Origin of the sequence: Aeribacillus sp. FSL M8-0235 (assembly GCF_038000355.1) — a bacterium.
In the GTDB taxonomy this organism is placed as follows: Bacteria; Bacillota; Bacilli; order Bacillales; family Aeribacillaceae; genus Aeribacillus; species Aeribacillus composti.
Map to the genome: position 1 here is coordinate 3,572,831 of NZ_JBBOBW010000001.1, position 12,067 is coordinate 3,584,897.

Consider the following 12,067-nt stretch of genomic DNA (forward strand, 5'->3'; position numbering starts at 1 on the left):
AAGTTTGAGAGAATCTATACATCAAAATAAAATTTTTTCTTTTATTTTTTGCCATTTCTTTTTTTCTATGCATATTGTTGAAAATTACTTGAAGGAGTTAGAGTCATGAAGAAGCTTGCGGTATATGTAATCAGTATTTTACCGATTTTGTATATGGCGGTCATCTGGATCTTGTCGAGCTATCCAGCTGACACATTCGTCAAAACGCCGTTTTCGTTCGACCATTTATTGAAAGAGTCTCTTCATCTCATTGAGTTCGGTATTCTTTATTGGCTTTTCATTTTCGCTTTCGCTGTTCATGAAAAGCTTACAGAAAAATTAAGTGTCGTCTCAGCGGTGATCGCTGTTTTTTACGGGCTGTGTGATGAAATTCATCAATATTTCGTTCCCTCAAGATCTGCGACAATCATTGACCTTATTAAGGATGCAATCGGTGTTTTCGTATCTTACTATATCGTCAAAATCTTTTATTTCCAAAAAGACGAATCGAAGCTGAAAACGTTTTTTTGCAAATTAGCAGCATTAAAAAGATCCCAGCGCTTTTAAGGCTGGGATCTAAAAAAGAATTTATCGAGTCGATCAATATTTCATTTAGTTCGAAATGAAGTTGGCAGCTTAATGGCACTATCAGCGGTTTTCCTAAAGAAAAACAAAATGAGTGTGAGAAAACCGGCTAATAGGGAGATTAACGATTTTCTCACAAAACGCACCGATCTTTTTTATTTTTTCGCCATATATTTTGATAAAAACGGGTTGGCTTGCGAAATTTCAATTCCCTGGTAGTAATGTGAGACAATCTCTTTATAATTTTTCCCTTCCTGCGCCATAAAATTTGCACCGTACTGACTCATGCCGACTCCGTGTCCGTATCCTTTTGTCGTAACAATAATTTGGTCGCCTTTCAATGTCCACGAAAAATCCGTTGACCTTAGACCTAGCTTTTCTCTTATTTCTCTTCCAGTAAACTTTTTCCCGTTAATTTCGACTAGAGCGACCCTGTGTCCTGGCGTCCTTTCGATAATTTTTCCAATTGAATTGCCTTTCCCTATTTTAATCCCTAATTTTTGTTCAAACTCTTGAACGGTGAATACCTCCCTGGCGAGAAATTTTTCCGATTTCTCATCCCAAGGGCTTTCCACGCTTTTTAAATAAGGAAGGGCGTTCGGCCAAATGGCCTCCGAATTTTCCGTATATCCATTGCTCGTTGAAAAAAAAGAAGCATCAATCGGCTTGTCGTCATACGTTAAAATTTGGCCTCTTGTTTCGGCAACAGCTTCTTTAATCTTTTTTATTTTCCAATCAAAATCTTTTTTCCAAATTCTCCTTAATTCTTCTTCATTTTTATAAACTTGATGGAGCTCAGTATCCGTGACTACAGCTCCTTCGGGAGAGCCGACATTTTGGCCCGTAAACAGCTCTTTCACGATGTACGTTCTAGCAGCTAAAGCTTGAGCCTTTAACGCTTCTTTTTCAAATTCTGCGGGCATCTCGGCGGCGACAACACCAACCACATATTCTTCAAGCGGAACTTCATCAATTTTTTTTTCTTGAGAACGATAAATTGGTACAGAAACTTTTGATTCCTTTTGTAGCACATCCGTTGTTTTCTTCTCGGCTAGTTCCTCGCCAAGCGTAGCTTTCGTCTTTTCGGCAAACGGGGCTACCAGCAAACTTGGCACCATCAAAATAATGAAAAATATTGCTGCAAAAAAAAGAAAGAACGGTTTCACTCGTTTCATATTACAGCCCCCATTTCTTTTATCGCTGACTTCAGTAAAGTTTATGGGGAAGGACAACCTTTTATGACTGAAATGGGAGATGCTGTTTGCAGGGGGAGTTTTAAGTATAAAACGAAAAAATATGAAAAAAATAAGCGGGTAATACGAAAAAGAAGCTAGCATCTCCTAAAAGAGGCTAGCTTCTTTTGTGAAATTATGCATTTAAATTCGTTGCAACGGCTTGTTGTGCAATTGCCGGGATGTCAGCTTCATCATTGACGCGTTCAATATCTGCGCCAAGTTCTTTTAACTTCTCATGAAAACGGACGTAGCCGCGATCTAAATGCTTCAGCTCCGTAACCCGTGTATACCCTTCTGCAGCAAGCCCAGCTAAAATTAATGCAGCTGCCGCTCTTAAATCGGTTGCCGTTACTTCTGCACCTTGAAGCTTTACAGGACCGTTGATGATACAAGAGCGGCCTTCGATTTTAATATCTCCGTTCATACGACGAAATTCTTCTACGTGCATAAAGCGATTTTCAAATACCGTTTCGGTAATTACGCTAGTTCCGTTTGCCTGAAGCAGCAGGGCCATCATCTGAGACTGCATGTCAGTAGGAAAACCTGGATGAGGCATTGTTTTAATATCCACTGCCTTCAATGTTTCCGGACCAATGACACGAATGCCTTCTTCTTCCTCGATAATGGTTACGCCCATTTCTTCCATTTTCGCAATTAATGATGTCAAATGCTCCGGAACTGCTCCTTTTACAAGGACATTCCCTTTCGTAATGGCAGCAGCAACCATAAATGTTCCTGCTTCAATACGATCTGGAATAATTAAATGCTTTGCACCGTGCAAGGAATCTACACCTTCAATTCTGATAGTACCAGTGCCTGCGCCACGGACATTTCCGCCCATTTTGTTTATAAAATTCGCAAGGTCGACAATTTCAGGCTCCTTTGCACAGTTTTCGATTACAGTTGTTCCTTCTGCAAGTGCGGCTGCCATCATAATGTTTTCTGTTGCGCCGACACTTGGGAAATCCAAATAAATTTTGGCTCCGCGAAGTCTGCCATTCACTTCTGCATCAATAAAGCCGTTGCCGACTTTTATCGTTGCACCCATCGCTTCGAAGCCTTTCAAGTGCTGATCAATCGGACGGGATCCGATGGCACATCCTCCCGGCAAAGCAACACGTGCACGGCCTTTGCGGGCAAGAAGAGGTCCCATAACAAGCACAGATGCACGCATTTTTCTAACATATTCAAATGACGCTTCCGTTAAAAGCTCTCCGCATGCATCGACAACTACTTGATTACCATCAAAACGAACCTCTGCTCCGAGATAGCGGAGAACTTCGTTTATCGTGTAAACATCGGAGAGCTTAGGAACATCACAAATTTCACTCTTTCCTTCACTAGCTAATAAAGATGCAGCGATGACAGGTAAAACGGCATTTTTGGCTCCTTCGATCTTTACTGTACCGTTTAACTTTCGACCGCCGCGGACGATGATTTTTTCCAAGGTATTCCCCTCCGCGTCCCATTTTCTCTATATTAATATTCAGTTGTAATAATAGGTGTTCCTACTGTTACAGTAGTTCTTTCGCCCATTCCTGCACTTCTGAGCGAAATTTGAATGTTCATCTTTCCATTTTTCGTTTTAATAGAATGATCCCAATCGTTTGTAAAACCGGATATGGAAACGAAGCGTTGCTCGTTTAAGCTTTCCACCGGTTTTGCATGAAACCTTTTTAAAAGGTTATTTGCCTCAAAAAACAAAACACCTTTCATCTTATCATCTGTATAGCCTTTGACACAAGTGAAAAATGTAGGATTTCCTGGAATTTTGTCGAAAATGTGACGGTTAAAATAGCGCTCCAGCTTCATCCATGCACGGCCATTCCAACGTTTCCCTGTTGCTTCATATATAACTTGAATTTTCGGGCTTGCTTTTGCATGAGGTTTAATAATTTGCAATGTTTCAGTGATCTGCTTATCGCTGTTGTAATAAGTGCCGGTCCACTTTTCAAAATTACCGCTTTCCAAGTAAGACCAATTAAATTGACGAAACTGTGTGTAGATTCGTTTCACTTTTTTGCTTTTTTGAGAAAAAGAAAATTTTGCAAAAATTGACCATTCTGCCACATCTATGTTTTGTTGATGAAATTGCTCCACGATTTCCTCTACATGAATATCGTGTCTTTCAGCATTCGTTCGTTCTGTGTGCCAAACTGACAAAAGAAAACCGAATAAAAATATGAAAATAAAGACAAAATATAAATTTTTCACCGCCATCACCCTTTCCTTATTAAAAGTGTTGCCGGAAAGGGTTTTGGCATACGTGGAAAAAGTCGTCAAGATTAGACAACAGCCTTTATGTATTCATTGTCCCTCGACATGTTTAAAAAAGATATTGCAGCTGCTGCGACCAAAAAAAATAGTTCAAGAAAAAATTGCTCACTGATGACGCAATGGCGATGGTCAATAAAATGAGCAAAAGCCTTGTCTCGACAACTCTTCCTTTGCGAATGATTTTTTCAATTTGAAGAGCTTGTAAAGCCCGCCAAGTAAGAAAAATAAACACTAAATTTACTATGATGCTAATAAGCGCCTGCTGGCCTAGCCCCGTCACATTACTCCTCCTTCCGAAATCTTCCTTTCCTGTTTCACAAACCCACTTTATTATATAAAAATCTTTCCTGTTCATGCACACTTTTTATTTGATTTTGTGAAAAACAATGGTTAGGCAGTTTTTTTCATGTTGTTATTTCTTGTAAATGAAGCATTCATTGATGTGGAATGTAGATAGGAGGTTAATTCGTTATTTTGGATTTGCAGTTTTAGAGTTGAATGATGCGATTACATGTTGTCCATTTTTTGCTGTCAATAAAAGTAAGATGCCGATCTTTTCCACCCAGGCTAGTGCCAACATTGCAAAATAGCCATCATCATGATCTTCCTAGTTTTTTCAAAAAAGACGGCCCGAACGGAAATGCCGGGACGTCTTAAATGAGAAATTAAAATTTCTTTTTCGCCACGTTAATACGATTGATAGCACGTTGCAGCGCCAGTTCAGCGCGTTTAAAATCTATGTCTTCCTGCCCTTGGCCTTTGCGCTGCAAGCGTTCCTCAGCACGTTTCTTTGCAGCTTCCGCGCGGGCAACATCGATATCTTCAGCTCTTTCAGCTGCTTGTGCCAAGATCGTGACTTTATCAGGGCGAACTTCCAAAAAACCTCCGCTGACAGCCACGAGTTCTGTATTATTTCCTTTTTTCAGCCGAACTGCGCCAATTGCAAGCGGCGCAACCATTGGAATATGACCAGGCAAAATTCCAAGCTCGCCGCTTTGAGCTTTGGCGCTGACCAATTCTATATCCGCATCATAAACTGGGCCATCGGGAGTGACGACACTGACTTGTACGGTCTTCATATTCAGTTCCTCCTAGGGTCCCAAAATATTATACTTCAACGCCCATTTGCTTCGCTCTTTCAAGGACATCTTCAATTGTGCCCACTAAGCGGAACGCATCTTCAGGAATGTGGTCGTACTTACCTTCAAGAATTTCTTTAAATCCACGTACAGTCTCTTTTACAGGCACATATGAACCAGGCTGCCCTGTAAACTGCTCAGCAACGTGGAAGTTTTGTGATAAGAAGAATTGGATTCTTCTAGCACGATGTACAACAAGCTTATCTTCATCTGAAAGCTCGTCCATACCAAGGATTGCAATAATATCTTGCAACTCTCTATATCTTTGCAATGTTGCCTGAACTTGGCGGGCAACGTTGTAATGCTCTTCACCGACGATTTCCGGAGCCAATGCACGTGACGTTGAAGCAAGTGGATCCACCGCTGGATAAATACCCATCTCTGACAGCTTACGGTCAAGGTTTGTTGTCGCATCTAAGTGTGCGAATGTTGTAGCCGGAGCAGGGTCTGTATAGTCGTCAGCAGGCACGTAAATCGCCTGAATCGATGTAACAGAACCTACGTTTGTTGATGTAATCCGCTCCTGCAATTGTCCCATTTCTGTCGCAAGCGTCGGTTGGTATCCAACAGCAGAAGGCATACGTCCAAGCAACGCAGATACTTCGGAACCAGCTTGTGTAAAGCGGAAGATGTTGTCGATGAAGAAGAGAACGTCTTGCCCTTGTTCATCACGGAAATATTCAGCCATTGTCAAACCTGTTAATGCAACGCGCATACGCGCTCCAGGCGGCTCGTTCATTTGTCCGAACACCATTGCTGTTTTGCTGATAACGCCGGAGTCTTTCATTTCAAAGTATAGGTCGTTTCCTTCACGAGTACGCTCCCCAACTCCAGCAAATACGGAAATACCGCCGTGCTCTTGTGCAATGTTATTGATCAGCTCTTGGATTAAAACCGTTTTTCCAACTCCTGCACCGCCGAACAAGCCGATTTTTCCACCTTTAATATATGGAGCAAGCAAGTCAACAACTTTGATTCCTGTTTCCAAAATTTCAACTTGTGTTGACAGCTGTTCAAATTTCGGAGCAGGCTTATGAATTGGATCCCGGCGCGCTTCCGCTGGAATCGGGTCTCCAAGGTCAATATGTTCCCCTAACACATTGAATACCCGTCCTAATGTGACATCTCCAACTGGCACGGAGATTGGAGCGCCTAAGTCTTCGACTTCCATTCCGCGCGTTACGCCGTCCGTTGAAGCCATAGCGATTGTCCGAACGGTGTCATCCCCTAAATGAAGCGCTACTTCCAACGTTAAATCAATGTCTACCTCGTTTTCATTGCGCGCTTTATGTGAAATTTTTAGGGCGTTATAAATTTCCGGCAAATGTCCGCTTTCAAACTTTACGTCCACTACCGGACCCATTACTTGAACTACGCGTCCTTTCATGTTCCTGTTTCCCTCCTAACGTACTGTTTCAGTGATCTATTCAAGCGCTGATGCCCCGCCAACAATTTCTGTAATTTCTTGCGTAATCGCTGCCTGACGAGCTCTGTTGTAGGAAAGAGTCAGCGTATTGATCAGTTCTTTTGCGTTGTCTGTTGCATTCTTCATTGCCGTCATTCTCGCAGCATGTTCGCTTGCTTTGCTGTCAAGCAAGGCGCCGTAAATTAAACTTTCAGCATATTGCGGCAAAAGCACTGCCAAAATGTCTTCCTGAGACGGTTCGAATTCATAAGACGTCATTTTTTTATTCGCAGCGATGTCCGAAAGCGGCAGCAGCTTTTTCTCCGTTACTTCCTGCTGGATGGCGCTGACATAATGGTTGTAGAACATATAAATTTCATCTACTTTTCCATCCTCGAACAGCTTGACTGTATTGGAAGCAATTTCTTTAATATCCGAAAAGCTTATATCATCGCCTAATCCGACAATTTCTTCAACGACAGGCATACCGCGTTTTTTGAAAAAATCGCGGCCGACCTTTCCGATGGCAATCACGGCGTATTCATCCGTCGAACGATGCCGTTCTTGAATCGTTTGATAAACGGCGCGCAGCACGTTGCTGTTAAACGCACCGGCAAGCCCGCGATCTGATGTAATGACAACGTATCCTGTCTTTTTGACCGGACGCTTTTCAAGCATCGGGTGGCTTACGTCCGTACTCCCAAGGGCGATGTTTGCCACAACTTCTTGAATTTTCTCCATGTAAGGCACAAATGACTTGGCGCTGGTTTCCGCCCGATTCAGCTTCGAAGCTGAAACCATCTCCATCGCCTTTGTAATTTGGCTTGTCTTCTTCGTCGAATTGATGCGTGTTTTAATATCGCGCAACGATGCCAAAGGTTCTCACCACCTTTTTGAAAAATAGCCGATCATGTTTTGAAAACGGCTGTGAAAAGAATCCCCGTATTTTCACAGCCTTATCGTTCTTTATTCAGAAACTGCAAAAGTTTTTTTGAATCCTTTGATGGCTTTTTCCATTTTCTCGTCTTCAGGCAGATTTCCTGTCGAACGGATTTCTTCAAGAAGCTCTTTTTCATTTTGATCTAAATAAGCATAAAATTCTTCTTCAAAGCGGCGAATATCCTCAACAGGAATATCATCTAAAAATCCTTTTGTTAAGGTGTAAAGGATCATGACTTGTTTTTCAACTGGGATCGGCTTGTTGATGCCTTGCTTCAATACTTCAACTGTACGCATACCGCGGTTTAACTTCGCCTGAGTTGCTTTATCTAGATCTGAACCGAATTGAGCGAATGCTTCAAGCTCTCTGTATGCCGCAAGGTCTAACCGAAGCGTACCCGAAACTTTTTTCATCGCTTTGATTTGCGCTGCACCGCCGACGCGGGAAACGGACAATCCGGCGTTTACCGCAGGGCGCACACCTGAGAAGAATAGGTCAGATTGCAAGAAAATTTGTCCGTCTGTAATGGAAATTACGTTCGTAGGAATGTAAGCTGAGATGTCGCCAGCCTGCGTTTCAACAAATGGTAATGCCGTCAAAGATCCGCCGCCTTTTGCATCGCTAAGTTTTGCTGCACGTTCCAATAGACGGGAGTGCAAGTAAAAGACATCCCCAGGGAACGCTTCACGTCCAGGTGGACGGCGTAGTAATAGAGAAAGCTCACGGTAAGCGGCAGCTTGCTTTGAAAGATCATCATATACGATAAGGACGTGTTTTCCTTGGTACATAAAATATTCGCCCATAGATACACCAGCGTATGGAGCCAAATACAGCAATGGAGCCGGCTGAGACGCAGATGCCGTTACAACGATCGTATAATCTAATGCACCGTGTTTACGGAGTGTTTCAACAACATTTCGAACTGTTGATTCTTTTTGTCCGATCGCAACATAAATACAAATCATGTTTTCTTCTTTTTGGTTAATGATTGTGTCGATCGCAATTTGTGTTTTACCTGTTTGACGGTCACCGATGATGAGCTCGCGTTGTCCGCGGCCAATTGGGATAAGAGCGTCGATCGCTTTAATACCCGTTTGCAGCGGTTCATGAACAGATTTCCGGTCCATGACGCCTGGGGCAGGGCTTTCAATCGGACGTGTTTTTGTTGTTTCAATCGGGCCTAACCCGTCCACTGGTTGTCCAAGCGGATTTACAACGCGGCCGATCAGCTCTTCTCCAACAGGAACTTCCATAATCCGTCCTGTTCTTCTCACTTCATCGCCTTCACGAATGTCTTTAAAAGGGCCTAAAATAACAATACCGACGTTATTTTCTTCAAGGTTTTGGGCTAATCCCATAACGCCGTTTGAAAATTCGACAAGCTCACCGGCCATGACATTGTCGAGGCCATGAGCACGTGCGATCCCGTCACCTACTTGAATAACTGTGCCGACATCGCTAACTTCTATTTCAGACTGATAGTTTTCAATTTGCTTTTTTATCAGTGCACTAATTTCTTCAGCTTTGATGCTCATGAGTTTCACCCCTATCTACGAACTTTTCGCTAAATTCCGCCCGATGCGTTCGAGCTTACTCTTGATGCTACCGTCAAAAATACGATTGCCGATTTGAAGTTTCAGTCCGCCAATTAAGTTCTGATCAATGATGTTTGTGATCTTAAGCGATTTTTTTCCGACCTTTTGCGCAAATACTTCTGAAAGAGCCTGCTTTTCTTCATCCTTCAACGGACGGACGGAGTAAACCGTTGCTTCTGCTGTTTGCTGTTCTTCATTTGCAAGCTCCACAAAGTTATCTACAAGTTCAGGAACTAAGCGGATGCGATGGCGATCGATAAGCAGAAGAAGAGTATTGATAATTTCAGCACTCAATGAAGAAAACGCTTCATTGACCAATGATTTTTTATTTTCGAGCAACACCTTCGGATGCTCTAAAATTTGCAGCAATTTTTGATTTTCAATAAACACCTGCTTTACAATCCGCAATTCTTCTTCAAACTGCTTCACTTGATTTTTTTCCTTTGCAATTTGAAAAAGAGCTGACGCATAGCGCTTTGCCACTCCGCCAATCATAACTGTTCTCCTACCTCTTTAATATAATCATTGATCAGCTTCTCTTGCTCAGCCTCATTCAATTCTTTTTCAATCACTTTAGAAGCAATAAGAACGGATAATGATGCCACTTGATTACGCAATTCAGCAACGGCTTGCTCTTTTTCGTGTTCGATTTCTTTCTTGGCTGCTTCTTTCAGTCTTTCTGCCTCCGCACGAGCCGCTTGGATGATATCTTCTTTTTGCTGTTCGCCGAGTTTTTTCGCATTTTCAACAAGCTCCTGTGCTTCGATGCGGGCTTGCTTTAATAGCTCACGCTGCTCTTCGGCAAGCTTTTTGGCTTCCGCATGCTTTTCTTCCGCAGCGTTTATTTCATTTGCAATAAATTCTTCCCTCTGTTTCATAATGCCCATAAGCGGACCAAAAGCATATTTTTTGAGCAATGCTAACAAAACTAAAAATACAACGAGCTGAACGAGCATATCTCCTGCTGCGAAGCCTCCAGCTCCGAGGGCAAATTCAACTGTTAACACGGCTTCGTTTCACTCCCTTCAAAACTTCCATTCTCCAACTACCGGCTATATTGGGACTCTTTTACCATTCACAACATAAAGGAATGGCGAAGATGCTTAAAAAACTTCGCCATTTCCTCTTTTTCACTTGCTGTCCTTTCGATTCGGACTTCACGCAAATTGATTGCATGCACTTCTAAAAAGCCTTTTTCCAACACCAATCTGGGCAAGGCTCTTTTGAAATTTTTGAATTATGCACCAAAAGCCATAAATGCAATAACAACCGCGATAATCGGAATCGCCTCAACCAACGCAACCCCGATAAACATAGTTGTTTGAAGCATACCGCGCGCCTCAGGTTGACGTGCAATACCTTCTACTGTACGAGATACGATAAGTCCGTTACCAATACCAGCACCAAGTGCCGCTAAACCAATTGCAATTGCAGCTGCTAATAAATTCATGAATAAAGTCCTCCTTTATTTGTTTAAAGATAATTTTTTACACAAACATAATGATGAAGTCATTTATTTTTAATGGTCATGGCTAACTTTATGCGCCATATAAACCATTGTCAACATTGTAAAGATAAAAGCTTGGATTGCACCTACAAAAATACTGAATGCCTGCCACGCCATCATCGGAATAATTGCCCCGAGGAAGCCAAATGCTCCGCTAGTAGCCAAGCTGACAAGCAGACCTAGCAAAATTTCCCCAGCATAGATGTTACCGTAAAGACGAAGACCAAGCGTCAACGTGTTTGCAAACTCTTCAATAATTTTAAGCGGGAACAAAAACGGCAGTGGCTTGAAAAAGTCGCTTCCATAGGCGGAAAAGCCCTTTAATTTAATCCCGTAATAATGCGATAAACCGACGACTAAAATGGCCAGTGTCAGCGTTATAGTAGGATCAGCCGTAGGCGATTTCCACCAAAGTTCATGGTCAACAACGATAGCGAATGGTAGACCAAGCATATTGGAAACAAAAATGTACATGATGAGCGTCATTCCTAATGTAAGGAATCGGCCGCCTGTCTGCCAGTCCATCGTGCTGTTAATAATGTTTTTCACAAAATCCATGACCCATTCCAAAAAGTTTTGCATGCCCGTTGGCTTCATTGCCAAAGAGCGGGTCGACAATACGGCGATGATAAATACAATTGCGCTAGAAACAAGTATCATCAAAATATTGGACAAATTAAATTCAAGCCCTAATAATTTTACTATCGGCGCTTCGTGACCCAACAAAATTCACCTCTCTTCCCAAGCTTGTCCGCAAATGTATAGAATAGAATCTATCATAATGACAATATATATTGTCATTAAACCAATAACCACGCTAATTAAATGGAAATGTTCAGGGAATTTGAGTGCGATTAATACCGCCAATCCTGCGGCTGCCATCCTTGAAACCGTTCCAAGCGAACGTGCTGTACGGCCTTCTTCAATTGCTTGCTGTATTTGCTTTGATTTACGCACTAGTATCCATAAATTATAGAGGCTAAAGCTTGTACCAAGGGCAAGACCGAGGAAAATATCTTGATAAGGAGTAAACCCCCATGCTAACACATAGATGGCAAGCAAAAACAGCAAATATTTTTTGCTGCGCACAAACAATTTTTCAATACGATCCATAGTTACCGTTCATTCTCCTGAAAAAAATGTTGGACTAATCTCAGCATCGCAACTATTCCCGCAGCCAGTCCAATTAGAAGACCAATGATCAAAAAAACGGGTTCTGTATGCAACTGTCGATCAAGCCATCTTCCTGCAAAAATGCCAACGAGCACTGATCCTGCCAAATAGGAAAGAATGGCGGTCATTAAAGCGTATGCTCGGAGCGGATGGTGCTCTTTTTGCCGCATTGGGTATGTCCTCACAATATAAAATTACCTTATTTTTTATTATATCAAAAGGCTGTTGAAAA

15 protein-coding genes are annotated in these 12,067 nt (G+C 42.2%); 1 reads left to right on the forward strand and 14 read right to left on the reverse strand.

Features of this window, described 5'->3' with window-relative positions:
* Nucleotides 1-105 precede the first annotated feature (105 nt).
* On the forward strand, nt 106-546 hold the full coding sequence (locus tag NSQ71_RS17340) for a VanZ family protein (protein WP_340734325.1): 441 nt from the start codon (nt 106-108) through the stop codon (nt 544-546).
* 173 nt (nt 547-719) lie between these two features.
* Here NSQ71_RS17340 and spoIID read toward each other — a convergent pair whose 3' ends face one another.
* The 14 genes from spoIID to NSQ71_RS17410 all read right to left on the reverse strand — a co-directional run bounded on the left by spoIID (nt 720) and on the right by NSQ71_RS17410 (nt 12,005).
* Nucleotides 720-1,739, reverse strand: a complete 1,020-nt coding sequence (spoIID, locus tag NSQ71_RS17345) for a stage II sporulation protein D (RefSeq protein WP_063389007.1) — start codon at nt 1,737-1,739, stop codon at nt 720-722.
* Between the two features lie 193 nt (nt 1,740-1,932).
* Nucleotides 1,933-3,246, reverse strand: a complete 1,314-nt coding sequence (gene murA, locus NSQ71_RS17350; protein ID WP_340734326.1) for a UDP-N-acetylglucosamine 1-carboxyvinyltransferase — start codon at nt 3,244-3,246, stop codon at nt 1,933-1,935.
* A gap of 32 nt (nt 3,247-3,278) precedes the next feature.
* The gene (locus tag NSQ71_RS17355) at nt 3,279-4,013 is read right to left on the reverse strand and encodes a YwmB family TATA-box binding protein (RefSeq protein ID WP_327856145.1); all 735 of its coding nucleotides are present in this window, start codon (nt 4,011-4,013) and stop codon (nt 3,279-3,281) included.
* Between the two features lie 112 nt (nt 4,014-4,125).
* On the reverse strand, nt 4,126-4,356 hold the full coding sequence (locus NSQ71_RS17360; protein ID WP_063389010.1) for a DUF1146 family protein: 231 nt from the start codon (nt 4,354-4,356) through the stop codon (nt 4,126-4,128).
* Between the two features lie 385 nt (nt 4,357-4,741).
* A complete protein-coding gene (locus NSQ71_RS17365) occupies nt 4,742-5,155 on the reverse strand; it encodes a F0F1 ATP synthase subunit epsilon (RefSeq protein ID WP_340734327.1) in 414 nt (137 codons plus the stop codon).
* A gap of 28 nt (nt 5,156-5,183) precedes the next feature.
* On the reverse strand, nt 5,184-6,602 hold the full coding sequence (atpD, locus tag NSQ71_RS17370) for a F0F1 ATP synthase subunit beta (protein WP_066251292.1): 1,419 nt from the start codon (nt 6,600-6,602) through the stop codon (nt 5,184-5,186).
* A gap of 36 nt (nt 6,603-6,638) precedes the next feature.
* Nucleotides 6,639-7,496 (reverse strand): ATP synthase F1 subunit gamma, encoded by an 858-nt coding sequence (atpG, locus tag NSQ71_RS17375; protein WP_066251293.1) that lies wholly within the window; start codon nt 7,494-7,496, stop codon nt 6,639-6,641.
* Nucleotides 7,497-7,586: 90 nt separating this feature from the next.
* Nucleotides 7,587-9,095, reverse strand: coding sequence for a F0F1 ATP synthase subunit alpha (atpA, locus tag NSQ71_RS17380; protein WP_063389014.1), 1,509 nt, complete (start codon nt 9,093-9,095; stop codon nt 7,587-7,589).
* A gap of 15 nt (nt 9,096-9,110) precedes the next feature.
* Entirely contained in the window at nt 9,111-9,650 is a 540-nt protein-coding gene (locus tag NSQ71_RS17385; RefSeq protein WP_063389015.1) for a F0F1 ATP synthase subunit delta, read from the reverse strand.
* Nucleotides 9,647-10,111, reverse strand: coding sequence for a F0F1 ATP synthase subunit B (gene atpF, locus NSQ71_RS17390; RefSeq protein WP_082830384.1), 465 nt, complete (start codon nt 10,109-10,111; stop codon nt 9,647-9,649). Before atpF ends, NSQ71_RS17385 begins: the two co-directional genes overlap by 4 nt.
* A gap of 281 nt (nt 10,112-10,392) precedes the next feature.
* The gene (gene atpE / locus NSQ71_RS17395) at nt 10,393-10,605 is read right to left on the reverse strand and encodes a F0F1 ATP synthase subunit C (RefSeq protein ID WP_063389017.1); all 213 of its coding nucleotides are present in this window, start codon (nt 10,603-10,605) and stop codon (nt 10,393-10,395) included.
* A gap of 69 nt (nt 10,606-10,674) precedes the next feature.
* A complete protein-coding gene (gene atpB / locus NSQ71_RS17400) occupies nt 10,675-11,385 on the reverse strand; it encodes a F0F1 ATP synthase subunit A (protein ID WP_066251301.1) in 711 nt (236 codons plus the stop codon).
* 6 nt (nt 11,386-11,391) lie between these two features.
* Nucleotides 11,392-11,775, reverse strand: coding sequence for an ATP synthase subunit I (locus NSQ71_RS17405; protein ID WP_063389019.1), 384 nt, complete (start codon nt 11,773-11,775; stop codon nt 11,392-11,394).
* Between the two features lie 2 nt (nt 11,776-11,777).
* A complete protein-coding gene (locus NSQ71_RS17410; RefSeq protein WP_340734328.1) occupies nt 11,778-12,005 on the reverse strand; it encodes an AtpZ/AtpI family protein in 228 nt (75 codons plus the stop codon).
* Nucleotides 12,006-12,067: the final 62 nt, after the last annotated feature.

Bases quoted from the DNA above. Each gene is read 5' to 3' on its own strand.
- NSQ71_RS17340 (WP_340734325.1), top strand. From the start codon at position 106: ATGAAGAAGCTTGCGGTATATGTAATCAGTATTTTACCGATTTTGTAT.
- spoIID (WP_063389007.1), bottom strand. From the start codon at position 1,739: ATGAAACGAGTGAAACCGTTCTTTCTTTTTTTTGCAGCAATATTTTTC.
- NSQ71_RS17365 (WP_340734327.1), bottom strand. From the start codon at position 5,155: ATGAAGACCGTACAAGTCAGTGTCGTCACTCCCGATGGCCCAGTTTAT.
- atpD (WP_066251292.1), bottom strand. From the start codon at position 6,602: ATGAAAGGACGCGTAGTTCAAGTAATGGGTCCGGTAGTGGACGTAAAG.
- atpA (WP_063389014.1), bottom strand. From the start codon at position 9,095: ATGAGCATCAAAGCTGAAGAAATTAGTGCACTGATAAAAAAGCAAATT.
- NSQ71_RS17385 (WP_063389015.1), bottom strand. From the start codon at position 9,650: ATGATTGGCGGAGTGGCAAAGCGCTATGCGTCAGCTCTTTTTCAAATT.
- atpF (WP_082830384.1), bottom strand. From the start codon at position 10,111: ATGCTCGTTCAGCTCGTTGTATTTTTAGTTTTGTTAGCATTGCTCAAA.
- atpE (WP_063389017.1), bottom strand. From the start codon at position 10,605: ATGAATTTATTAGCAGCTGCAATTGCAATTGGTTTAGCGGCACTTGGT.
- NSQ71_RS17405 (WP_063389019.1), bottom strand. From the start codon at position 11,775: ATGGATCGTATTGAAAAATTGTTTGTGCGCAGCAAAAAATATTTGCTG.
- NSQ71_RS17410 (WP_340734328.1), bottom strand. From the start codon at position 12,005: ATGCGGCAAAAAGAGCACCATCCGCTCCGAGCATACGCTTTAATGACC.